The sequence below is a fragment of the Mycolicibacterium sp. XJ870 genome (assembly GCF_053483975.1).
The window spans coordinates 1877995-1901697 of record NZ_JBEFTI010000001.1 but is presented as its reverse complement, the minus strand read 5'-3'; the positions used below and the strand labels follow the sequence as shown (position 1 = coordinate 1901697).

Annotated in this window: 21 protein-coding genes; 5 read left to right on the top strand and 16 right to left on the bottom strand. The window is 66.8% G+C overall.

The window, feature by feature from the left end:
* The first annotated feature begins 16 nt into the window (after nucleotides 1-16).
* Nucleotides 17-394 carry an ATPase gene (locus ABQF30_RS09505; RefSeq protein WP_448462647.1) on the top strand — a complete coding sequence of 126 codons (378 nt, stop codon included), beginning with the start codon at nucleotides 17-19 and terminating at the stop codon, nucleotides 392-394.
* On the opposite strand, the gene ABQF30_RS09500 is transcribed toward ABQF30_RS09505, so the two are convergent.
* Genes ABQF30_RS09500 through ABQF30_RS09485 form a run of 4 tightly spaced genes read right to left on the bottom strand, consistent with a single transcriptional unit; the run spans nucleotide 363 to nucleotide 5000 of the window.
* A complete protein-coding gene (locus tag ABQF30_RS09500; protein WP_448462645.1) occupies nucleotides 363-1736 on the bottom strand; it encodes an ABC transporter ATP-binding protein in 1374 nt (457 codons plus the stop codon). The two genes, ABQF30_RS09505 and ABQF30_RS09500, sit on opposite strands and share 32 nt — an antisense overlap.
* Nucleotides 1733-2527, bottom strand: a complete 795-nt coding sequence (locus ABQF30_RS09495; RefSeq protein WP_448462643.1) for an ABC transporter permease — start codon at nucleotides 2525-2527, stop codon at nucleotides 1733-1735. Before ABQF30_RS09495 ends, ABQF30_RS09500 begins: the two co-directional genes overlap by 4 nt.
* The gene (locus tag ABQF30_RS09490) at nucleotides 2524-3474 is read right to left on the bottom strand and encodes an ABC transporter permease (RefSeq protein ID WP_448462641.1); all 951 of its coding nucleotides are present in this window, start codon (nucleotides 3472-3474) and stop codon (nucleotides 2524-2526) included. Before ABQF30_RS09490 ends, ABQF30_RS09495 begins: the two co-directional genes overlap by 4 nt.
* On the bottom strand, nucleotides 3459-5000 hold the full coding sequence (locus ABQF30_RS09485; protein ID WP_448462639.1) for an ABC transporter substrate-binding protein: 1542 nt from the start codon (nucleotides 4998-5000) through the stop codon (nucleotides 3459-3461). Before ABQF30_RS09485 ends, ABQF30_RS09490 begins: the two co-directional genes overlap by 16 nt.
* Nucleotides 5001-5126: 126 nt before the next feature.
* Here ABQF30_RS09485 and ABQF30_RS09480 point away from each other — a divergent pair, with 126 nt between their 5' ends.
* On the top strand, nucleotides 5127-6488 hold the full coding sequence (locus tag ABQF30_RS09480; protein WP_448462637.1) for an MATE family efflux transporter: 1362 nt from the start codon (nucleotides 5127-5129) through the stop codon (nucleotides 6486-6488).
* A gap of 61 nt (nucleotides 6489-6549) precedes the next feature.
* On the opposite strand, the gene ppc is transcribed toward ABQF30_RS09480, so the two are convergent.
* The gene (ppc, locus tag ABQF30_RS09475; protein WP_448462635.1) at nucleotides 6550-9354 is read right to left on the bottom strand and encodes a phosphoenolpyruvate carboxylase; all 2805 of its coding nucleotides are present in this window, start codon (nucleotides 9352-9354) and stop codon (nucleotides 6550-6552) included.
* A 199-nt stretch (nucleotides 9355-9553) separates the two neighbouring features.
* Between ppc and ABQF30_RS09470 the strand changes: the two genes are divergently transcribed.
* The gene (locus ABQF30_RS09470) at nucleotides 9554-10051 is read left to right on the top strand and encodes a nitroreductase/quinone reductase family protein (RefSeq protein ID WP_448462633.1); all 498 of its coding nucleotides are present in this window, start codon (nucleotides 9554-9556) and stop codon (nucleotides 10049-10051) included.
* Between the two features lie 17 nt (nucleotides 10052-10068).
* Here the strand turns inward: ABQF30_RS09470 and secG are convergent, their stop codons facing one another.
* From secG to uvrC, 10 genes are all read right to left on the bottom strand, one after another.
* A complete protein-coding gene (gene secG / locus ABQF30_RS09465) occupies nucleotides 10069-10302 on the bottom strand; it encodes a preprotein translocase subunit SecG (protein WP_448462631.1) in 234 nt (77 codons plus the stop codon).
* Nucleotides 10303-10345: 43 nt separating this feature from the next.
* Nucleotides 10346-11140, bottom strand: coding sequence for a triose-phosphate isomerase (gene tpiA, locus ABQF30_RS09460; protein ID WP_448462629.1), 795 nt, complete (start codon nucleotides 11138-11140; stop codon nucleotides 10346-10348).
* Nucleotides 11141-11149: 9 nt separating this feature from the next.
* Complete coding sequence (locus ABQF30_RS09455; protein ID WP_448462627.1) at nucleotides 11150-12373, bottom strand: phosphoglycerate kinase; 1224 nt, start codon at nucleotides 12371-12373, stop codon at nucleotides 11150-11152.
* A 5-nt stretch (nucleotides 12374-12378) separates the two neighbouring features.
* Complete coding sequence (gap, locus tag ABQF30_RS09450; RefSeq protein WP_448462625.1) at nucleotides 12379-13401, bottom strand: type I glyceraldehyde-3-phosphate dehydrogenase; 1023 nt, start codon at nucleotides 13399-13401, stop codon at nucleotides 12379-12381.
* A 98-nt stretch (nucleotides 13402-13499) separates the two neighbouring features.
* Nucleotides 13500-14213, bottom strand: a complete 714-nt coding sequence (locus tag ABQF30_RS09445; protein WP_448462623.1) for an ABC transporter substrate-binding protein — start codon at nucleotides 14211-14213, stop codon at nucleotides 13500-13502.
* Between the two features lie 29 nt (nucleotides 14214-14242).
* Entirely contained in the window at nucleotides 14243-15613 is a 1371-nt protein-coding gene (locus ABQF30_RS09440) for a TIGR01777 family oxidoreductase (RefSeq protein ID WP_448462621.1), read from the bottom strand.
* A gap of 27 nt (nucleotides 15614-15640) precedes the next feature.
* Entirely contained in the window at nucleotides 15641-16618 is a 978-nt protein-coding gene (gene whiA / locus ABQF30_RS09435) for a DNA-binding protein WhiA (protein WP_448463576.1), read from the bottom strand.
* On the bottom strand, nucleotides 16615-17676 hold the full coding sequence (locus tag ABQF30_RS09430; protein WP_448462620.1) for a gluconeogenesis factor YvcK family protein: 1062 nt from the start codon (nucleotides 17674-17676) through the stop codon (nucleotides 16615-16617). Before ABQF30_RS09430 ends, whiA begins: the two co-directional genes overlap by 4 nt.
* Nucleotides 17673-18557, bottom strand: a complete 885-nt coding sequence (gene rapZ / locus ABQF30_RS09425) for an RNase adapter RapZ (RefSeq protein WP_448463574.1) — start codon at nucleotides 18555-18557, stop codon at nucleotides 17673-17675. The genes ABQF30_RS09430 and rapZ overlap by 4 nt, the downstream gene beginning before the upstream one ends.
* Before the next feature lie 47 nt (nucleotides 18558-18604).
* Complete coding sequence (gene uvrC / locus ABQF30_RS09420; RefSeq protein ID WP_448462618.1) at nucleotides 18605-20683, bottom strand: excinuclease ABC subunit UvrC; 2079 nt, start codon at nucleotides 20681-20683, stop codon at nucleotides 18605-18607.
* A 50-nt stretch (nucleotides 20684-20733) separates the two neighbouring features.
* Between uvrC and ABQF30_RS09415 the strand changes: the two genes are divergently transcribed.
* Both ABQF30_RS09415 and ABQF30_RS09410 read left to right on the top strand, forming a co-directional pair.
* The gene (locus tag ABQF30_RS09415) at nucleotides 20734-22776 is read left to right on the top strand and encodes a gamma-glutamyltransferase family protein (protein WP_448462616.1); all 2043 of its coding nucleotides are present in this window, start codon (nucleotides 20734-20736) and stop codon (nucleotides 22774-22776) included.
* Nucleotides 22776-23255, top strand: coding sequence for a GNAT family N-acetyltransferase (locus ABQF30_RS09410; RefSeq protein WP_448462614.1), 480 nt, complete (start codon nucleotides 22776-22778; stop codon nucleotides 23253-23255). Before ABQF30_RS09415 ends, ABQF30_RS09410 begins: the two co-directional genes overlap by 1 nt.
* On the opposite strand, the gene ABQF30_RS09405 is transcribed toward ABQF30_RS09410, so the two are convergent.
* Complete coding sequence (locus ABQF30_RS09405; protein WP_448462612.1) at nucleotides 23248-23700, bottom strand: PH domain-containing protein; 453 nt, start codon at nucleotides 23698-23700, stop codon at nucleotides 23248-23250. The genes ABQF30_RS09410 and ABQF30_RS09405 overlap by 8 nt on opposite strands.
* Nucleotides 23701-23703 lie beyond the last annotated feature (3 nt).

Here is a 23703-nt window from a genome sequence, read left to right as displayed (position 1 = left end):
CTGTCACACTGTTGACATGGCAGACAAAGGAGACGGTCGAGCCCGTCCGGTATCCGGACGACAGCGCATCAAGACACTGACGCAGGCCGCACTCAATGCCGATATGACGGTCGAGCAGGTCGAAACCATCCTCACCGACCTCAGCAGCACCCTGGTCGATCTGAACAAGTCGACCAGCGGTCTGGACGACACCCTCGACCGGTTCAACGCCACCATCACCCGTATCGACGAACTCGCGCCCCGGTTGATCGGCGTGGTCGAACGCCTGGAGGCCATCGTCGACCGCGTCGAGGCCATGGTCGGGATCGGCGAAGCCGTGATGTCGCCGATCGCAGTGACCGAGAACGCGGTTCGCGGCGCGGTCAAGGCGATTCGCGATCGGGCTCACCTGTAGACAAGCGGCCATCTGCCAGCCGAAGCGTTCGGGCACAGGAGTTGGCGGCCAGTTCGGCGTCGTGGGTGATGACCAGGACGGCCAGGCCTCGATCCATCTCGCGCTCCAGCACCTCCATCACCAGCGTGGCCGCAACCGGGTCCAGCGCCGAGGTGATCTCGTCACACACCAACACCTTTGGCGAGTACGCGAGCGCACGCGCGATGGCGGCGCGCTGGCGCTGCCCACCGGACAGCGCGTGCGGATAGCGCTGTGCGTAGTCTTCGGCCAACCCCACCCTGGCCAGCACATCGGCCACCGCGCCGCGATTGCCGTTGCTGCGTAACGCCCTACTGAGGGTTGCGCCGACGGTACGCCTCGGATTGAGCGTGGACGACGGATCTTGCGGCACAAGCTGAATCGCCATCTTGTCCGAGCGCGAGCGACGGCTCAGCGGCTGCGCCAGCGCAGATCCGCCCAGGATGATCTCGCCGCTGTCGGCGACAACCTGGCCGGTCAACGCCCGTGCGAACGTCGACTTCCCCGCGCCCGAGTCCCCCATCAGCGCGACAGCCGAACCGGACATGAGGCGCAGGTCTGCCTCGTCGAGCACACGGTGTGCGCCGAACGTCACGGTAAGGCGGCGTACGTCCAGGACGTCCTGACCGACATGCCCGCGCTCGCGTGTGCTCGTCGAAGGTCCGGGCAGCGCCGGGGAGGACGCGAGTTCGATGACGTGGTCGGCGACGGTCCCTGCCGTGCGGGTCGTATGCGCCGTGACGAGGACGGCAACCTGCCGGTGACTCGCCCAAGCGCGGATGATCGTGGCGATGTCGGCGCGCAGTGATTCGTGTAGCCCGGCAAAAGGTTCGTCGAGCACCAGCACCGGGGTCAGCCGCGACATGGCACGCGCGAGGGCCACCCGGCGCTGCTGGCCGCCCGAGAGCCGTGCCGCACGACGTGTCGCCAGCCCATGATCCAGTTCGACCATGTCCAACAGTTCGTGCACCGACGGAGCATCGGGGTGCGCGAGCTCGGTGAGCAGGCTTTCCACCGTCGCGGCGGGGTTGAGCGCGGACCCGGGATCTTGCCCCACATAGGCGACCTGATCCCGACGCAACCGCCGCAGACCACGACGATCCAGCGCGGCGACGTCGACGCCACCGACATGCGGACCACCGGTCAGCGTCGTGCCTGCAGGCAGATCGCCGACCAGGCTGCGACACACCAGTGACTTGCCGCCGCCCGAGGGGGCGACCAACGCGGTAACCGTCGACGCCTCGAGATCCAGATCGACGGGTCCCGCGAGTGTCTTTCCCGAGTCCGCGACGACGGTGAGCGCCCGCGCGACAACGACGCTCACCGCTGCGTCCCCGGCTGCGAATTCCTGCCGAGAACAGCGATATTGACCGACACCGCGAGCACGGCGATCGCGAGCGCCGGGGCGACCACCGAGGCCGGGTTGAGAAGAACCCCCGCCGCATTCTCGCGGACCATGACCGCCCAGTTCGACGCGCCCACAGCGGGAATGAGCTGCAGGAAGGCTGCCGTACTCACCACGTAGATGGCCTCGACATACCGCAGCCCGAACTGCGTTGCGATGGTGTCGCGCAAGTTGGGCAGCACCTGACCGAAGACGAGATATGGCAGCCGTTCGCCTGCCGCCTCGGCAACCTGGACGTAGCCGCTCGCCGCGACCGACGAGGCCGCACCGGCGAGAACGCGAGTCGTGTAGGGCGTGCCGATCACCACCGCGAGCACGATCAGGGCCCAGATCCCGCCCTGTGGCCAAGACACCAAAACCAGGAGAATGAACAGAACCGGCGGCACGAGCATGGTCACATCGGTGAACCAGCCGACGGTCGCGGCATGACGCGGCCTCAGCGCGACCAGACCGCCCAGGGTGGCCGCCAGCACCGTCACGCCGACCGCGATGACGGCGGCGATCCACGCCAATGTCCAACCGCCGGCGGCGAGCTTGGCCAGTACGTCTTCGCTGCGCGCGTCGGTTCCGAGCCAGTGCGCAGACGACGGCGACGCGAACGGCACACCGGAACCCTGTCCCTCGACATCGGGTGCGATCAGTCGGCCCGCTGCCACCACGATCAGCACCGTCACGGCGGGTATGACCAGAACCCAGCGCTGCCGCGTCATTCGGCACGCGCCTTGGCCCAGGCTCGCGTGGCATCGGCGACGAGCAGCATCAGCAGGATCACCACGCCGGTACAGGCGACTACGGCCGCAACGACATTGACATCACGGGTACTGACCGAGCCGGCAACCACGGCACCCACACCGGGGAAGTTGAACAGCGATTCCACCACCACCGAACCACCGACGATCATGCCCACCGTCGTTGCGAGGGAGGCGATCATCGTCGGAAGTGCCCGAGGCGCGATATACCGGAGAAACAGTGCCGCCTCGCCCACACCGTCGAGCTCCGCGGAATGCACATACGGCACGGCCCGCGCCTCCCGGATCGCGGCCACGAATACCCTTGTATTCCAACCGATCTGCGGTAGCGCAAGGGCGATCACCGGCAGGATGTACATCGACGGATCACGAGGCGCACCGGAGGAGTCCTGCACCGTCACGGCGGGCAGCACGTCTAGTGCGAGCGCGAACACCAGCACCGCAACCGTCGCGACCACGAACTCCGGCAGCGCGATCACCACGATCGACCCGACCGACGCGATGCGCCCGAACACCGGACGATCGCCGCTGGTCCAATAGACCGCCAAAAGTGTTGCCGCCACAACCGTCACCAGCAGCGCCGCGCCCGTCAGGATCAAGGTGTTCGGCACCTTCGCCGCCAACAGGTCGCTCACCGGTTCACCGCGCAGTGTGGTCCCGAAGTCCCCGCGCACCAGCCCCGACAGCCACTCCCAGAACCGCACCACGACCGGACGGTCCAGCCCGAGTTCCTGTTCCCGCAAACGCACCTGGTCCTCGGTGGCGTCGCGGCCGAGCAGCGCACGCACGCCGTTGCCCGGCAACAGCGCCATCGCCAGCATCACCGCGAACAACGCGACCACGAGCATCGCAGTACGGTTGAGCACTGCGGCGGCCGGCCGCGCCGCGCGGGTCAGCTTTCGAGCCACGTGTTCTCGAGCTGGGCCCGCCCCCAGCCCGGCAACTCAGGCAGGCCGCGCACGTTCGACCGGGCCACGTCGATTCCGTCGGCCATCCCCCACAGCACGTAACCGCCACGGTCGAACTGAATACGCTGAAGGTCCGCCGAAGCGTCGCGGTAGTCGGTCGAATCCGGGGCGGCGGCAAGGCCCGCGTGGTATGCCGCGTCGAAATCGGGGTCCTTGAACGCGGTTTCGTTGCTTGTGGATTCGGAGTTGAGAACCTTGCTGGCGAAGAACATCACCGAATCGTTGGTCGGCCAGCTGGCGGTCGCCAACGGCGCCGACGGTTTCGCCCAGAAGTTGTCGTAGAAGTCGGCCGATTCTTTGACCTCGACGGCGATCTTGAGTCCGATGTCCTGCAACTGCGCGGCGAACAGTTGCGCTGCCTCGACCTCATTGAAGACCTCACGCTTGGTGATCAGCGGATAACTCTGCGACGTGTCGAAGCGGGCGTCGGCCAACAGTTTCCTGGCCCGCGTCACGTCGCGGACCCGCTGCGGCCGGTCGACGAATGTCGGATCTCCGGTCCCCAGAACATCGTTGCCGACGCTGCCGTAACCGGACAGAACCTGCTCGACCATCGCCTGCCGATCGATTCCCAGTCGGATCGCCTCGCGTACGCGGGCGTCGGTGAACGGTCCGTCGGAGGTACGGATGGCAATCGGCATCGACAGGTCGTTGGGCCTGCGAACCAGGATGAGATCCGGTCTGGCCGATGCGCTGCGCGCGGCCAGCGGCCCGACGCTGGAGGCCACATCGATCTCCCCACCCATGATCGCGTTCGCCAGTGCATCGGTGGATTCGAATCGCGTCACCACGATGCGGTCCAGCAGCGGTTTGTCGCCGTGCCAGGTGTCGTTGCGCACCAGCGTCGCGTTGCCGTCGCGGTAGCTGCCTGCCTCCATCCGGAACGGTCCGGTGCCGACGAAATCCGACCGGTCGGTGCTGCCCTCTTTGACCGTGAACGTCATCAGGCGCAGGAGCAGCGGAAGTTGGCTGTTGGGTGTCGTCGCGCGCATGGCCACCGAGCTGGGACCTGACGGTTGGATCGAGGTCAGATCGACCGGAACCTTCCACGGCGTCATCTCTCCGAGGGTTTTCAGCGACCACGCGACATCGGCGGGACGCACGGGGCTGCCGTCGTGGAAGGTAGCCCCTTCGGCGAGGGTGAACGTCCAGCCCTGCTGTCGTTCGTCGGTGTCCCATGAGGCTGCCAGCCGGCCCGTCACGTTCGGCGATTTCGCCGGCACTGTCAACGGGTCGTATACGAGCGACATGATGAGCATGTCGGAGTCGTTGGCGAGAAGCCCGAATGGATCCGAGACCACGTTCGAAGCCTGGCCGAGTGCGCCGATACGCAACGTCCCACCGGGTTTGGGTTCGCCTGCACCGGAACTGGAGCTCGGCGAGTTTGCCCCGCACGCAGCGAGGGTCACCGTCGCGCCCAACCCCAGTGATGCCCCGAGAAACGACCTGCGGTTCAACTGCGGCACCTGGTTCCCCCTCGCCGATTCGCCCGCGTTGGCTGCAGTGCTGTACCCCTAGCTTAAGTTCGCCTAACCTCGGCGCGCCGACGGGGTGATTCGCGTTGCGGCGCCCGGGTTATACGGTGTTATTCGATGACGGTCGCCGCGACGGGACGCGAACTCACCCGCCTCGCGGGGCCGATCGCGCTGACACAACTCGCGCAGGTCGCGCTCACCACCACCGACCTCGTGATGATGGGACCGTTGGGTGTGGCCGCGCTGGCCGCGGGCGGTCTGTCGATCACCTTGTTCAATCAGCTCCGCACGATGGGCGTGGGCCTGCTCACCTCGGTGGGCAATTTGGTGTCGGCCGCCGCGAGCCGGTCCGAACGCGATCAGATCACCGGGGACGCGTCCGTGCGCGAGACTCGCGACCTGGTGCGCGCCAGCTTCCTTGTGGCGACCGTCGCGGGGATTGTCGGTGGGCTGCTGCTCGTGGGGCTGGGTTTCGTACTGCGGTGGCTGGGCCAGGACGCCGCTGTCCTCGACGGCACGCTGCCGATGTTGGCGGCGCTCGCCCCGGGACTGGTGCCGTGCCTGTGGTTTCAGGTGGTCCGGCAATTCACCGTCGGGATGCGACGGCCGAAGGCGCTTCTGCTCATCACACTGGCGTCAGTCGCCCTCAACATCGTGCTCAACGCCGCCCTCATCTACGGCCCCGGCCCACTGCCGGAGATGGGTCTGGCCGGTATCGGCGCTGCGACGTCGCTGGTGTACCTACTGACGTTCATGGCATTCGCCGTAATGGTTCGGGCCGACCCCGAACTGTCGCCGTTCTTCAGTGTCGCAGTGCACCGTGCGCCGCTGTCCGCGGTGAAGCAGATCCTGCGCCTGGGCATTCCGATCGCCGGCACCTACGGCAGTGAGGCCGGGTTGTTCTCGGTCACCGCAATCGTGATCGGCACATTCGGCGCGCCGGCGTTGGCCGCCCATTCCGTGGTGAACCAATTGAGTTACATCGTCTTTCAGGTGTCTGTCGGGATTTCGCACGGTGCGTCGATCCTGGTGAGCCGGTTGGTGGAACTCGGTGAGGCCGCACAGAGCCGCCTGATCGCCTGGCTCGCGTACGGCCAGGGTGCGGCTGTGGCAGGCGTGGTCGCCCTCGTCTACGCGGCGATTCCGAAGGAGGTGCTCGGCCTGTTCATGGACACCGATGACCGGGCCGCACTGGCCATCGCCCTGTCGTTGCTCGCGGTGGCGGCATTCCAGCAGTTCGTCGACTCTGCCCAGAACATCGGGATCGGACTGCTGCGGGGTCTGCACGACACGTCGTCGAGCTTCCTGATCACGATCGTGGGCTACTGGGTGGTCGGCCTGCCCGTCGGCCTGCTGCTGGCCTACGTCGCCGACCTCAAGGCATTGGGGATGTGGCTGGGCTTGTCGGCGGGCCTCGCCACCGCCGCGATCATGTTGTTGGTCATGTTCCGCCGCCGATTCGCCGCGGCGATCGCGTGATCGACTGTCTCGGCCACCGTTGCGACAGCAACAATTCGGCCACCGTTGCGACAGCAACAATTCAGCCACTGTTGCGCAGCGCGGTGGCCAACCCGCTCATGGTGAGCAGGATGCCCCGCTGCACGAGCTCGTCGGTGTCCCCGGACCGGTACTGCCGCAACAGTTCAACCTGCAGATGGTTGAGCGGTTCGAGATAGGGGAACCGGTTGAACACCGACCGCGCCAAAGCAGGATTGTCAGCCAGCAGATCGTCCTGGCCGGTGATCAGACGGTGCATCCGGATCGTCCGATCATGCTCGGCGACGATTTTGTCGAACACCCGCGACCGAAGATCTTCGTCGCCGACCAACTCCGAATAGCGCGCTGCCAGCCCCATATCCGATTTGGCCAGCACCTGAGCCATGTTGGACAGCACCGTACGGAAGAACGGCCAGCGCTCGTAGAGATCCTGAAGGACGGCCAGCCGCGCTCCCTCGTTCTCCGGGTCCTCGGCGATCCACTCCTCGAACGCTGTTCCGGTGCCGTACCAACCCGGAAGCATGACCCGTGACTGGCTCCAGGCCAGCACCCACGGGATGGCACGCAGATCAGCGATCGACGTGGTGGGTTTGCGTGAGGTCGGACGGCTGCCGATGTTGAGAGCACCGATCTCGCTGACCGGTGTCGACGCCTTGAAGTATTCGACGAAACCCGGTGTGTCATGGACCAATTCGGCGTACGCGCGCTGCGCCAGGTCGGCCAGCTCGTCGAGCACCTGATAGGCCGGGCCGGCCTGGACTCCGAGCCCCTCGACGTCGAGCAGGGTGGATTCCAGCGTCGCGGCCAGCAGCGTCTCCAGATTGCGGTGGGCGATTCTGGGCTCGGCGTACTTGGCGGCGATCACTTCACCCTGCTCGGTGATCCGCAGCGAACCGTTTACCGCACCCGGCGGCTGGGCGAGGATGGCGTCGTAGCTGGGGCCGCCACCGCGGCCCACCGTGCCGCCGCGGCCATGGAAGAGCCGCAACCGGATTCCGGTCTTGCGCGCCGATTCGACGAGATCGAGCTCGGCCCGGTACAGCGCCCAGTTGGCGGCGAGATAGCCGCCGTCCTTGTTCGAGTCCGAGTAGCCCAGCATCACTTCCTGTTGTTGACCCCGCGCGGCCACCATGCGCCGGTAGACCGGCAGGTCCAGTGCCGCCTCCAGGATCGACGATCCGCGCTGCAGGTCATCGATCGTCTCGAACAGCGGCACGATGCCGACCGGCGCATAGGGATCGCCCGAAACGTCCAGCAGGCCGACCTCTTTGAGCAGAACCGCAGCTTCCAGCATGTCTGAAACGGATTGGCACATCGAGATGATGTAGTTGGGCACCGCCTGCGGCCCGAACACCTTGACGGCCCGCGCCGCGGCTGCGACGATCCCCAGTTCCTTGCGTGCCAGTTCCGACAGTTCCGCACCGTCGCCGATCAGCGGACGGCGCGTGGAGATCTCGCCGGACAGCAGTTCGACCCGCTCCGGTTCCGGCAGCGACGCGTAGTCGGAGTGCACACCGGCCCAGGCCAGCAGCTCGGCGACCACCTGCTCGTGCACGTCCGAGTTCTGCCGCATGTCCAGGCCGCACAGATGAAACCCGAAGACCCGCACCGCTTCCCGCAGTGACGCCAGCCGGTCATCGGCCAGCACCGCGCTGCCGTTGGCGCGCAGTGAGGCGTCGACGGTGTCGAGGTCGGCCAGCAATTCGGCAGGCGTCTGATAGCGCTCGAGACCCAGATCCAGTTCGTGTTCGGGTTGCTCGTCGAGAATTTCGCCCGCGGTGGCGGTGAGCCTGGCGTGGATAACCCGCAGCGCCCGCCGGTACGGTTCGTCGGCCCGTGCCGGTTCATGGCAGGCGTCGGCCAGCGCGGTCAGCCCATCGGTGACCTTCACCAGCCGTGCCGACATGGACAGCTCTTCCTCCAGGGCGGTGAGCTGTGCGAAGTAGTGCGCCAGCGCGACATACGCGGCGCTGCCGGTGGCGAGTCGCACCACGTCGGCGGTGACGTTCGGGTTGCCATCGCGGTCACCGCCGATCCAGGAACCCGGTCGCAGGATCGGCTCCTCCAGCAGTCCGTCGCCGGGCCAGAGTGCCTGCAGCGCACCACGCACCTCCGCATTGACCTGCGGGATCACCTCGAGGAATGCCGCCGGATAGTAGCGAAGGCCGGTTTCGATCTCGTCGGAGATCTTCAGCCGGGACAACCGCACCAGCGCGGTCTGCCACAACGTGAGGATGTGCCTGCGCAGCTCCACTTCGATGTCGCGGCCGTCGTCGGTATGGGTGTGCCCGCGCATGCGCAGCCGCATGAGTTCGGTGATGCGGTGCTGGGTGTCGAAGACCGTGCGGCGTCGGGTCTCGGTGGGGTGGGCCGTGATGACCGGCGAGACCAGGGCACCCGTCAGGGCGTCGCGGACGGCGGCCGTATCGAGCTCAGCGGAATCAAGCTTGAGATACGTTGCGGCAAGGCTGCTGTTCTGCGGCGGTTCCCCGGCCGCCACATGCACCGCCCGGCGGCGCTCACGGTGGATGTCCTCGGCGACGTTGGCGAGCAGCGCGAAGTGGGTGAACGCCCGGATCACCGGGATGGCCTGGTGGACGTCGATACCGGCGAACAACCCAGCCAGTTCGCCACGGTCGATCTCGGAGCGGCGCACCCGGAAGGATTCCACCCGGGCACGCTCGACGAGGTCGAAGATCGCCTCGCCGTTCTGCTCGCGCACGGTATCGCCGAGGATCGCACCCAGCAGCCGGATGTCTTCACGCATCGGCTCGGTGGCTTCGCGCCCAACAGGCGTGCGATGCACCGATCCGATCGGTTCTAGTGCGGTGTCCGGACCGTCAGCCATGCCCTCAAGTATCGACGCATGCCGAACGGGCCGCATCGCGAGGGGCGTCCGGCCTTGACCTGACCTGCAGTTAAAGCGCACGCTGCTTACAACCACGAGGGCAAGGACGACATCATGAAAGAGCCGACGCGTGGTTGGCCGAAGGTGCCACGGGCTCCGCTGCCGACTGCCATCCTCCCGGGTCCTGTGGGATAGGCACATGCTGCGTCACGTCGATCCGCATAAGAAGCGGGGTCCGGTGTATGGGGCGATGGTGCGGTTTGGGCGTTCTCGCACCGGTCAGTTGTTCGTCCGGCATGTGGCGGCTCGGATCGACCCGTGGTTGTACCGCATAACCGGTGGACGCTTCGCGACAACGTTGGGGACCATCGTGACGGCGCCACTCACGACCACAGGCGCAAAGTCGGGTCAGCCGCGCGAGGTGCAGATCACCTATTTTCACGATGGGCGCGATGCGATCGCGGTTGCCTCGAATTACGGTGGCGCGAAACATCCGCAGTGGTACTACAACCTGATCGCTCATCCGGATTGCGAGCTGGGCGGCGAACCCTTTTCCGCGGCCGAGGTCACGGATCCGGACGAGTACGCCCGCTTGTTCGCGCTCGCCGAGCGGGTGTACGCGGGGTGGCGCGACTATCGCGTCATGACGGCGTCAGTCGGCCGTCAGATCCCGATTTTTCGCCTCGAACACCGTTGACGAGGCGGTGCGCTTGTTTAGCCGTACTTGATCTGCAGCGCCACGCCGATGATCGACACCACCCAGATCCCGGTCACGAAATAGGTGAGCCGGTCCAGGTTTTTCTCGACCACCGTGGAGCCGGACAGGCTGGACTGAACGCCACCGCCGAACAGGGTGGACAGGCCGCCACCCTTGGCGCGATGCAGCAGGACCAAGAGCACGACCAGCACACTGGTCACGACCAGGACGATCTGCAGCGCAAATTCCATGGCCGCAAGACTACCTGGTCAGGCTGGCCTCCCTGGCTCGGGGTTACGGCAGCGGTCCACCGGCGGCGATGGCCGACAGCGTCGCGAACTGCTCCCCGTCCAGCGATGCCCCGCCCACCAGGGCGCCGTCCACGTCACCCTGGGCGACGATCTCACCGACGTTCTTGGCGTTGACCGACCCGCCGTAGAGCACCCGCACGCCCGCGGCGATCTGCGGCGTCGCCAGGTTCCCGAGTTCGTCCCGGATGGCCTTGCAGACCTCCTGAGCGTCGGCCGCGCTGGCCACCCGGCCGGTGCCGATCGCCCACACCGGCTCGTAGGCGATGACGGCCTGCCCGATCTGCTCGGCCGACAGTCCGGCCAGAGAACCCCGCAACTGCTCGACGTTGTGCTCGACGTGGTTGCCGGCCTCCCTGACATCGAGGTGCTCACCGATGCACACGATCGGGGTGATGCCGTGCTTGAACGCCGCGGCCGCCTTGGCGGCGACCAGCGCGTCGTCCTCGTGGTGATAGGTGCGCCGCTCGGAGTGCCCGACGACGACGTAGCTGCAACCCAGCTTGGCCAGGAACGCCCCGCTGATCTCACCGGTGTAGGCACCCGAATCGTGCTGTGACACGTCCTGGGCGCCGTAGGTGAGACGCAGCCTGTCCCCGTCGACCAGCGTCTGCACACTGCGCAGATCGGTGAACGGCGGGATGACCGTGACGTCGACTTTGTCGAAGTACTTGTCCGGCAACGCAAATGCGATCTTCTGCACCAGCGCGATGGCCTCGAAGTGGTTGAGGTTCATCTTCCAGTTGCCGGCTATCAATGGCTTCCGTGCGGCTTTCGACACGAACCCCTCCTAGTTGAGTACGTCAATGCCGGGCAGATCTTTGCCCTCAAGGTATTCCAGCGACGCCCCACCGCCGGTGGAGATGTGCGAGAAGCCGTCCTCGGGCAGGCCGAGTTGGCGCACGGCCGCAGCCGAATCACCGCCGCCGACGACGCTGAAGGCGCCCTTGGCGGTCGCGCCGATGATGGCCTCGGCGACACCCTTGGTGCCTGCGGCGAATGCCGGGAACTCGAACACGCCCATCGGACCGTTCCAGAACACCGTCTTGGCGTTGGACAGCAGAACGCTGAACCGCTTGACCGACTCCGGTCCGATGTCCAGACCCATCTTGCCGTCGGGGATGCGGTCGGCGGCCACCGTCTCGGACTCGGCGTCTGCGGCGAACTTGTCCGCCACCACGATGTCCACCGGCAGGTGGATGACGTCACCGTAGTCGTCGAGAAGCTTCTTGCAGGTCTCGATCATCTCCTCCTGCAACAACGACGTTCCGACCGAAACCCCTTGTGCGGCAAGGAACGTGAAACACATGCCGCCGCCGATGATGAGGCTGTCGGCTTTGGTGGCCAGGTTCTCGATGACCGCGAGCTTGTCCGACACCTTGGACCCGCCGAGCACCACGGCGTACGGGCGCTCGGTTGAGCTGGTCAGCTGTTCGAGCACCTTGACCTCGGTGGCCACCAGGGTTCCCGCGTAGTGCGGCAGGATCGTGGCAACGTCATACACCGACGCCTGCTTGCGGTGCACGACGCCGAAGCCGTCGGACACGAACGCGCCCGGCGAACCGTCGGCGCCCTCGACGAGGCCGGCCAATTCCCGGGCCAGGGCCAGCCGCTCGGTGTCGTCCTTGCTGGTCTCACGCGGGTCGAACCGGATGTTCTCCAGCAACAGCACGTCACCGTCGGTCAGGCCCTCGGCGCGGGCCAGCGCGTCGGTGCCGACCACGTCACCGGCCAACTGCACGTGCCGGCCCAGATTCTCCGCCAACGCCGCAGCGACCGGCGCCAACGAGAACTTGGGGTCCGGTCCGCCCTTCGGGCGGCCGAGATGTGCGGTGACGACGACTTTGGCACCGGCCTCTGCGAGCGCCTTCAGCGTCGGAACCGACGCGATGATGCGACCCGGATCAGTGATGTCGCCGTTGTCGTCGAGCGGGACATTCAGGTCGGAGCGCACCAACACGCCCCGACCCTCTACGCCCTCGGCCAACAGGTCGGCGAGCGTCTTGACAGCCATGAGGACTAGAGCGACTTACCGACGAGTGCGACCAGATCGGCGAGGCGGTTGGAGTAGCCCCACTCGTTGTCGTACCAGGAGACGACCTTGGCCTGGTTGTCGATGACCTTTGTCAGACCCGAATCGAACAGCGAGCTGTGCGGGTCGGTGACGATGTCGCTCGACACGATCGGCGCGTCGTAGTACTTGAGGATGCCCTTGAGCGGACCCTCCGCGGCGGCCTGGAACGCGGCGTTGATCTCGGCCGCGGTGGCCGACTTCCTCAGCTCGGCGGTCAGGTCGGTCACCGACCCCGTGGGGATCGGCACCCGCAGCGCATAGCCGTCGAGCTTGCCCTTCAGTTCCGGCAGCACCAGGCCGATGGCCTTGGCGGCGCCCGTGGAGGTCGGCACAATATTGATCGCCGCGGCGCGGGCGCGGCGCAGATCCTTGTGCGGGCCGTCCTGCAGGTTCTGGTCCTGCGTGTAGGCGTGGATGGTGGTCATCAGGCCCTTGACGATGCCGAACTCGTCGTTGAGCACCTTGGCCAGCGGGCCCAGGCAGTTCGTGGTGCAGGAGGCGTTGGAGATGATGTTCTGGCTGCCGTCGTACTTGTCGTCGTTCACGCCGAGCACGATGGTGATGTCCTCGTCGGTGGCCGGCGCGGAGATGATGACCTTCTTGGCGCCCGCGTCGAGGTGGCCCTTGGCCTTGGCGGCGTTGGTGAAGATGCCGGTCGACTCGACGACGACGTCGACGCCGAGGTCGCCCCAGGGCAGGGCCGCCGGGCCTTCCTTGACCTCGAGCGACTTGATCTTGGTGTCGCCGATGACGATGGTGTCGTCGCCCTCGAGGCTGACGTCCTGCGGCAGCCGGCCGAGGATGGAGTCGAACTTCAGCAGATGCGCCAGAGTGGCGTTGTCGGTGAGGTCGTTGACCGCCACGATCTCGATGTCGGTGTTCTTGCCCTCGGCCTTCTGCGTCGCCAGGGCCCGGTAGAAGTTGCGCCCGATGCGGCCGAAGCCGTTAACGCCCACCCGGATGGTCACGTGTCTCTCCTAAACGTCGAGGGAAAGTTGCCGGTAACTGCTCGTCAGTCAGCCTAGTAGTGCCGTTGCGGGCACGTGCGGGCTGGTCATTGCCCCGGTCAAAGCGCGGCCAGGTGCTGGTCGGTGAACGGGTTGCCCAGCCAGTTCCGGCGGATCCGCTGCAGCGTGCCGTCGGCTTCCAAATCGGCCTGTGCAGCGGTGATCCGCTCCAGCAGCTCGGTGGCAGGAGCCGCCACCGCGACCGCGATGTCCTCGGTGGACAGTCTGCGTTGCACGATCTCCACCCCGGGAAGCGGCTTGACCAGCTCGTTGAGCACCGGAGTCAGCTTGATCACCGCATCACAGCCACCGGTCCTCAGATCCCGCAGCGCGTCGCGGACGCTGCCGTAGTCGTACACCCGCACCCGGGCTGCCCCGCCCCGGGCGACGAGCCGTTCGGCGATCGGCTGGCTGGTAGTGCCCCGCTCGACGCCGACGGTCAGTCCGACCAGATCATCAACTGACCGCACATGCGGCAGCCGGTTGGTATCCACGGCCAGGGCTTGCCCGGTGACCAGGTACGGCGGCGCGAACGCCGACATGCGCTGCCGCTGCGGGGTGACCGTGGTGCCGGAGATGACACAGTCGTAGACCCCTGGACCCAAGCCTTCGAAGATGCCCTCGAAGTCGGTTCCGGCGTACTCGACGAACTCGACTGTGTCGCCCAGTTTTTCCGCGATCGCGGTGATCAGGTCGACGTCCAGTCCCCCGCCGTCGGCCATGCCGTTGAACGGTGGTTCCGGTGCCGCCACACCAACCCGCAGCGTGCTCATGAGATCACCGTAACGCGCTCTGCTCAGCGTCAACGTGCGCGGCCGAGCACGTGCCGCAACGCATCGACCAGCGTGGGGTGCCGGAATCGATGCCCCTGTTGGTGAAGACGGGCCGGGACGACGCGTTGGCTGGCAACGGCCAGTTCGCGGGCGCCCTTCTCCCCCAGCAGAAGCCGGGGAGCCAGTGCCGGCACCGTCAGCACCGTCGGCCGGTGCAGAACCCGACCGAGTACGCGGGTGTACTCGATGTTGCGAACAGGTTCGGGAGCCACGGCGTTGACTGCTCCCCACAAGTCGGTATCCCACAGCGCGCGGAGGTAGACGTCGAGAAGGTCATCGACGCCGATCCACGACAGCCACTGCGTCCCGTCGCCGATCCGGCCGCCGAGGCCAAGCCTGAACAGGGGGTACAGCACCCGAAGGACCCCACCGCGGGGCGACTGCACGATGCCGGTGCGCACCCGCACGGTCCGCAGCCCGGCATGTTCGGCGGGCACCGTCGCACCCTCCCACTCGGCGACCACATCGGCGAGAAAGCCGTCGCCCCGCTCGCTGTCCTCGGTCACCGGTCGCTCCCCGGAGTTGTTGCCGTAGAACCCGACCGCGGACGCGCAGACCAGCACCGAAGGTCCGCCGGCAGTCCGAGCGGCGAGTTCGGCCAGCCGCCGCGTCGGGCCGATCCGGCTGTCGCGGATCGCGCGCTGATGAGCGTGGCTGAACCGGCCCGCGATCGACGCACCGGCAAGGTGAATGACCGCATCCACCCCGGCGAGCAGATCCGGGCTGGGATCGGCTGGATCCCATTGGCGTTCATTCGGTTTGGCCGTCGGATGGCGCACGAGTTTGACGACTCGGTGGCCGCCGGTGCTCAAAAATGCTGCCAGCGCGGAACCGACGAGTCCGGAAGATCCGGTGATGGCGACGGTCAGCGGGGCGAGACCCCGGGCCCGGGCCTGCCGGTGTGCCGCAAGGTCGTCGGCCAACTGGCGATGCCGATAGACGAACATGGGCCGAAGCGCCGACGTAGGCACGGGCGTCTCGACTCGGTCGGTCATCCGGGTCCGATCGTCGCCAACCTCGTCGAACTCGTGCGTGTGCCGCCACCTCACCACGATGCGCACCGGCAGTGAGGTCAGGCCGTCGCTGCCGATCGTGTCCACGAACTGCCTTGGCGGATCATAGGAATCAGGCTCGTGGCGAGCCACCCAGCTGAGGCCAGCCGGCAGCGCAAGGCGGGCGATACCGTCCGCGAGCGACTCGGCCTCCGCAGCCACTCGTACCGGCTGCCACGGCGGGGCGAGCCGCAGGAACGCTCCCGGCCGGGAATGCCAGGCGAACACCTCGTCGCGCGGTGCGTCGATCACCGTCGAGAACACCCGTTGGGGCGCTTTCGCTTTCACACTGGGCGGCACGACTCGCGGTCCGGATTACGCGTCGTCGAGCAGATCCGCGGTGACAGCCGACTCGGTATCGGGAATTCCATCTTGTTTCGCCTTGCGGTCGGCCATCGACAGGAGCCTTCTGATCCGTCCTGCCACAGCGTCTTTGGTCATCGGCGGATCGGCAAGCCGGCCAAGTTCCTCCAGAGACGCCTGACGGTGCTCGACCCGCAACTTGCCCGCAGCGGCGAGATGGTCGGGCACTCCGTCGCCGAGGATGTCCAGCGCCCGTTCCACCCGCGCCGCTGCTGCCACCGCGGCGCGTGCCGAACGACGCAGGTTCGCGTCATCGAAGTTGGCCAGTCGATTGGCGGTTGCGCGCACCTCACGGCGCATCCGCCGTTCCTCCCACGTCAACCGGGTGTCCTGGGCGCCCATCCGGGTCAGCAATGCGCCGATCGCCTCGCCGTCGCGCACCACCACGCGATCACTACCCCGCACTTCACGGGCCTTGGCACTGACCCCCAGCCGGCGCGCCGCACCAACCAGAGCCAGCGCGGCCTCCGGGCCGGGGCAGCTGACCTCCAACGCCGACGAACGTCCCGGCTCGGTCAACGAGCCGTGCGCCAGGAATGCCCCGCGCCACGCGGCCTCGGCATCGCCGACACTTCCGCCGACAACCTGCGCGGGCAATCCCCGCACCGGGCGCCCGCGCAGATCGAGCAGACCGGTCTGTCGGGCCAGCGCCTCACCGTCGTTGGCCACCCGCACCACATAGCGGGTGTTCTTGCGAATCCCGCTGGCGGACAGCACATGCACGACGGCGTTGTAGCCGTACAGGTCGTAAATATCCTTACGCAGCCGGCGCGCGATGATGCCGAGGTCCACCTCCGCCTCGACGACCACCCGGCCTGCGACGATGTGCAACCCGCCGGCAAAGCGCAACAGCGACGCCACCTCGGCGCGACGCGCGGTGACCGAATTGACCACGAGGCGGCTCAGCTCGTCCTTCACCTCGGCTGTCATCGCCACGGGTCGTCCCCTCTCGATCTGTTCGGTGCCGGCTCCTGACGCGGGACGTCGACCGATCTGGCGGCGGGCGTGGGAACGGTGGGCTCCTGCACGGTCCGACCGGGCGCCATCGCACGCAGCCGGACCCCCTCCAGAGCCGCGGCCAACCTCGCCGGGTCATGTAAAGGTGTACCAGGTCTCGATACGTCAGCAAACTCGACGCGGGCCTCCAAAATGTTCGCCGTTCTGCTGAGCTGCTCACGCTCGCGATCACTGGGGACCCGGCTGGCATCGACGATGATGTCATGCACGGTGAACTCGGGGGCATGCTGCGCGAGCACGTGAATATGCCGCTCAGCTGAGAATCCGGCGGTCTCACCCGGCTCCGCTGCCAGATTGAGCACCAGTGCACGCCGGGCGGTGGTTGCCCGTAGCGCCGCCACCAACTGCGGCACGAGCACATGCGGAATGACGCTGGTGAACCATGATCCGGGGCCGAGGATCACAAGATCCGCGGCCATGATCGCCTCCACCGCCTGTCGGGTGGCCGGTGGATCACCCGGCAGCAGCCGCACCCGGCGCACCTTGCCGACCGTCGTCGCGATCGCCACCTGACCGCGAATCACCCGGCTCATCCGCGGGTCGGACTCCAGCCCCGCGACGTCCGCCTCGATCTGCAGTGCGATAGGGCACATCGGCAGCACCCGGCCCTTCACGCCCAAGATGCGCCCCAACTCATCGAGGGCGGCAACCGGATCGGCCAGTACCTCGTTGAGACCGGCCAGCATCAGGTTCCCGATCGGATGGCCGGCAAGCGCACCGCTGCCACCGAACCGATGCTGGATGATAGTCGCCCACAATTGACCGTGCGGACTGTCAGACGCCAACGCCGCCAACGCCATTCGCAGATCACCCGGCGGCACGATGTCAAGCTCACCGCGCAGCCGCCCCGACGAGCCGCCGTCATCGGCGACTGTCACCACAGCGGTCACATGGGGAGTCAGCCGACGGGCGGCCGACAACGTGGCGTACAACCCGTGCCCACCACCCAGAGCGACGATTCGTGGGCTCATTCGCGGCCCAGGTCCCGGTGCAGCACCCGCACCGTAAGTCCGTCTCCACCCTCCAACTGCTCCGCCAGCGCTTCCGCGATCGCGACGCTGCGATGTTTGCCGCCGGTGCAGCCGATGGCGACGGTCATATAGCGCTTCCCTTCTCGGCGATATCCGGCGATCACAACGTCCAACAGCCGATGGTAGGTGGCAAGAAACTCCCCGGCGCCCGGCTGACCGAGCACGTACGCCCGCACATCGGGATGCTGGCCGGTATGCGGGCGCAGTTCATCGACCCAATGCGGGTTCGGCAGAAACCGCACATCCATCACCGTGTCGGCGTCCATCGGCAAGCCGTACTTGTAGCCGAACGACTCCACCGTCACATTCGTATAGGCAACGGTCTCACCGCCGAAAGCCCGCTCGATGCTCTCCCGCAACGCGGGCACCGACAATTTCGAGGTGTCGATCACCAGGTCCGCCGCCGCGCGCACCGGCGCCAGCATCGCCCGCTCGGCAGCAATCCCCTCGGCCAGGGTCTGATTGCCCTGCAGCGGATGACTCCGCCGGTTCTGCTCGTATCGGCGCACCAGGATGTCGTCGGAAGCCTCCAGAAACAGCACCCGCGGTGCGATGTTCTTGGTCGCCAGATCATTGCGCACCCAGTCCAGGTCACCGGTGAATCCCCGCGACCGCACGTCCATCACCACCGCCAGCTGAGTGATGCGGGATCCGGCCGCCAATCCAAGTTCCACCATGCGGGCGATCAGTTCCGGCGGCAGATTGTCTGCGACATACCAGCCGAGGTCCTCCAGTACTTTGGCCGCCGTACCGCGCCCGGCACCAGACAGTCCGGTCACCAGCACAACGTCGATACCCGACTCCTCGTCGCCGTTGGCCATGCCGCTGTCAATGCCCCTGTCGTGGCTGCCGCCGTGCAAATTTCCGGTCATGCGCGATCGGCCTGCTCGCCGTCGTTCATCCCCGAACCTGTCATAACCCTGAGTCGATCATCCTCGATAACCGTTGCGGGCGCCCCTGAATCGCTCAGCCCGTCGTCCTGGCCTGCCTGCGGCTCGATCGGCGGCTCGCCGCTCGGCTCGATTGGCGGCTCGCCGCCGAGCGCCGCGAGGACGGCCCGTGCCGTCGCCACCCCGATACCCGGCACTGCGGTTATCTCCTCCACTGTGGCCTCCTTGAGCCGGGCAACCGACCCGAAATGCACCACCAGCGCCTTGCGGCGATGTTCCCCCAGCCCGCGAACCGAATCGAGCACAGACGCCGTCATTCGCTTCGACCGTTTGCTGCGGTGGTAGCTGATCGCGAACCGGTGCGCCTCGTCGCGCACCCGCTGCAACAAATACAAGCCTTCACTGTTGCGCGGGAAAATCACCGGATCCGGCTCAGAGGGTACCCACACCTCCTCGAGCCGTTTCGCCAGACCGATAACCGCGACATCGTCCACGCCGAGTTCGTCGAGCACTGCCGCCGCCGCATTGACCTGAGGGGCGCCGCCGTCGACCACGAACAGGTTCGGCGGATAGGCGAACCGTCGGGGACGGTGCTCAGCGCTGACGTCGGGCTGTGTGTCTGAAACATGCCGCAGAAAGCGCCGCCGGGTCACCTCCGCGATCGAGGCGACGTCATCGGACCGGCCGCTGCCGGCCGCTTCGCGGATCGCGTAATGGCGGTAATCCGACTTGCGTGGCAACCCGTCCTCGAACACCACCAGGGACGCCACCACGTCGGTGCCCTGCACATGGCTGATGTCCACACACTCGATGCGCAGTGGCGCGGCGGCGAGGCCGAGTGAATCCTGAATGCTCTGCAATGCTTCCGATCTCGCGTTGAAATCTCCAGCACGCTTGAGCTTGTGCTGCGTCAACGCCTCATGCGCATTGCGCTGCACCGTCTCCGCCAATGCACGCTTGTCCCCACGCACCGGGACGCGCAAGTTGACCCGCGAACCACGCAGCCCCGACAGCCACGTGGCCAACTCTTCGGCATTGGGCGGCAACACCGGAACCAGCACCTGACGCGGCACCGGATTGGTGGCCTCGTCTGCGGCGCCGCCGAGTTCAGCCTGCTCACCGTAGAACTGGGTGAGAAACTGCTCGACCAACTGCTCCTGCCCCGATTGCTCCGGGTCACCGGACTTTTCGACGATCCAGCCGCGCTGGCCGCGCACCCGGCCGCCGCGGACGTGGAACACCTGCACGGCCGCCTCAAGCTCATCGTCGGCAAACGCCACCACGTCCGCGTCAGTGCCGTCGCCGAACACCACCGCCTGCTTCTCCAGGGCCCGCTTCAGCGCAGAGATGTTGTCCCGCAGGCGCGCCGCCCGTTCGAAGTCCAATTCCTCAGCCGCAGCGACCATCTGAGTTTCCATATCGCGGGCCAGCCGGTCGGTCTTGCCCGCCAGGAAATCGCAGAAGTCCAGAACAATCCGGCGGTGCTCCTGGGCAGTGACCCGGCCGACGCACGGTGCCGAGCACTTGTCGATGTAGCCGAGCAGACAGGGCCGGTCGATCTGCTTGTGCCGCTTGAACACTCCAGCCGAGCACGTCCGCGCAGGAAACACTCGGGTGAGCAGGTCAAGTGTCTCGCGGATGGCCCAGGCGTGCGAGTACGGCCCGAAGTACCGGACCCCCTTGCGGCGCGGACCGCGATACACCATCAACCGGGGATACTCCTCGTTGAGGGTCACGGCCAGCACCGGATACGACTTGTCGTCGCGGTAGCGGATATTGAATCGCGGATCGAACTCCTTGATCCAGTTGTACTCAAGCTGCAGCGCCTCGACTTCGGTGTTGACCACCGTCCACTCGACACTGCCCGCGGTCATCACCATTTGCCTGGTGCGCGGCGCCAGGCCCGCGAGGTCGGCGAAGTACGACGTCAGCCTGCTTCGCAGACTCTTGGCCTTCCCGACATAGATGACCCGCCCGTGTGGATCCCGGAACCGGTACACACCCGGCTGCACCGGTATCGATCCGGGCGCCGGCCGGTACGTCGCTGGATCGGGCACGGTTTCCAGGTTACTGCCGCGATCCGACGGAACTCCGCTACCGTCGAAGAGTGCGATTGCTGGCGTCCACACGTTCGGTCATCGCCCTGCTCAGTGGTCTGGTCCTGATCGCCGGGGGGTGCGCCGACAGCCCCCAGCGTCCTACCAGGACCGTTGCGGGCCCGTGCGAGATCGCGTCCAACGGCACCCCCATACCCAAGCCACCCGAATTGTCGGCACCCACGACACCACCCCCAATGTCGGCACCGCCGACACCTCCCGAATTGTCGGCACCGCCGACACCTCCCGAATTGTCGGCACCGCCGACGTCACGCGACCTGGCTACCAAACCCGAAGTCGCCACCGGCTACCGCAGCGATATGACCGCGGTGCGGACGTCCAGATACGCAGTCGCCACCGCCAACCCGCTGGCCACCGAGGCGGCCTGCAAGGTGCTGCGCGATGGCGGCACCGCGGCCGACGCGCTGGTGACCGCGCAGGCGATGCTCGGACTGGTGGAGCCGCAAGCGTCCGGAATCGGCGGCGGTGGCTTCCTGCTGTACTTCGACGCCGCGGCGGGCGAGGTACACGCCTACGACGGCCGTGAGACCGCCCCCGCCGCCGCCACCGAGAACTACCTCCGGTGGATCTCCGACACCGACCGCACCGCACCGCGGCCCGATGCCAGGGCGTCGGGACGCTCGATCGGGGTGCCGGGCATCGTGCGTTTGCTCGACGAGGTGCATCGACAGTTCGGCAAGAAAACGTGGCGTGACCTGTTCTCTCCAGCCGTGACGATCGCCGATCGCGGCTTTGACGTCAGCCCGCGCCTGGCCGCCGCGATCGAAGATGCCGCAGCCCAACTTCGGCTGGATCCGGCCGCGGCCGAATTCTTCCTGAACCCGGACGGATCCCCCAAGCCGGTAGGCACCCGCCTGACCAACCCGGCGTACTCAAAGACCCTGGGCGCCATCGCATCCGAAGGGGCCCGAGCGTTCTACACCGGCGACATCGCGCAGGCGATCATTGCGTCGGCCGGCGACACGGCGGGCGGACGGACCCCTGGGCTTCTGACCGAGCAAGACCTCGCCGGCTACACCGTCAAACGGCGTGACCCGTTGTGCACCACCTACCGCGGGCGCGAGCTCTGCGGGATGCCACCACCATCGTCCGGAGGCATAGCGGTGGCCGCGACCCTCGGGATGCTGGAGCACTTCGCGATGAGCGAACACAAGCCCACCGACATCGACCTCAACGGCGGACGGCCCGACGTTCTGGGCGTGCATCTGATCTCCGAAGCCGAACGCCTCGCCTACGCCGACCGGGACCGTTTTGTCGCCGACACCGACTTCGTCCCGCTGCCAGGCGGATCGCCCGAGACTCTGCTGAGCAACGCCTACCTCACCGGGCGCGCCGCGCTGATATCCGAGCAACACACGATGGGCGTCGCGCAGCCGGGCGACTTCGGCCCCCCGATCACCGCTCCTCCACCGCCCGAACACGGCACGAGCCACGTGAGCATCGTCGACAGCTACGGCAACGCGGCAGCCCTGACCACCACCGTCGAATCCGCGTTCGGCTCGTTCCACATGGTGGACGGATTCCTGCTGAACAATCAACTCACCGACTTCGCCGCCGAGCCGATCAGCCCGGAAGGCACTCCCGTCCCCAACCGGGTGGAACCCGGCAAACGACCGCGCAGCACCATGGCCCCCACGTTGGTTTTCGACAAGGGAGCGGCCCACCCGCCCGGGTCCAGGGGCCCGCTGTATGCGGTGCTGGGTTCGCCGGGCGGCTCGGTCATCATCCAGTTCGTCGTCAAAACCATTGTCGGCCTCGTGGATTGGGGGCTCGACCCGCAGCAGGCGGTCTCCATGGTCGACTTCGGTGCCGCCAACACGCCCAAGACGAATGTCGGTGGCGAACATCCGATCGTCAACACCGCCGACAACGGGAACCACGACCCGCTGGTACAGGGTCTGCGTGCCCTCGGCCACGATGTCGACCTCGCCGACCAGTCCAGCGGACTCTCGGTGATCGTGCGCGCCCAACCAGGTTGGGTGGGCGGAGCCGACCCGCGTCGCGAGGGACTGGTGATGGGCGATCCCGGTTGATGCACGCCCGCCCGATCACACAGGTGACACGACTGACCGAGGCGGACTGGCGCCTGTTCTCCCACCTTCGCTTGCGTGCCCTGGCAGATTCCTTGACCATCAAGGATCCGCATTATCGGCAGGAAGCCAGATTCACTGCGGCGCAATGGCGCAGGCGGCTACGCGACCACGCCCAGTTCGCCGTGATGGTCAACGGGAGGGCGGTGGGCCTCATCGGCGCCCAGCAGCAGGAGGCCGAGACGATCTACCTCTACTCGCTCTGGGTCGATCCGACGGCCCGCGGCTACGGCCTGGCTCGCCAGCTGATCAACGCCGCGGTGGAATGGGCGCGCGGGCGCCACGCCCATACCGTGCGACTGCGGGTCGCCAGCGCCAATACGGTCGCCCGCTGGGTGTACGAAAGCCTGGGCTTCGGCGTGTCCGATGCTCAGACATCAACAACGGCCGAAGAACTGGCGATGACGCTGAAGGTCAGCTGAGGTCAGACCGGTACCGGCCGATCAACTCTCGGACCCGGTTCATCGCCTCCACCGCACGCCCTTTGTCGATCGCCTGGATCGCCATCACCGGGATGTACTCGTCATCCGGAAGATCGACGCGGGCCCAGCGTGCGCCCTGTGGAAATGACACGCCGACGACATCGGGCCACGGAATCAGCCGGTAGCTCACGAGATTCCGCACCGACACCCCGGACGGCCCCACCCGCAACCGCGGTCGGGCGAACATCGTCACCGCACAGGCGATGATTGCCCCGAGCAATGCGATCGCCACCTGATCGGCAGTCTGAAAGACGACACCGCTGGATCCGACTTTCAGCAGCGCCCCCACAGTGACGTGCGCCGCGAAGATGACCAGCGCCGCGCCGTACGCGAAAAACGGTGTGCGGTATGGCCGGATCTCGACGTCCCAGGTTTCTTCCGTCATCTG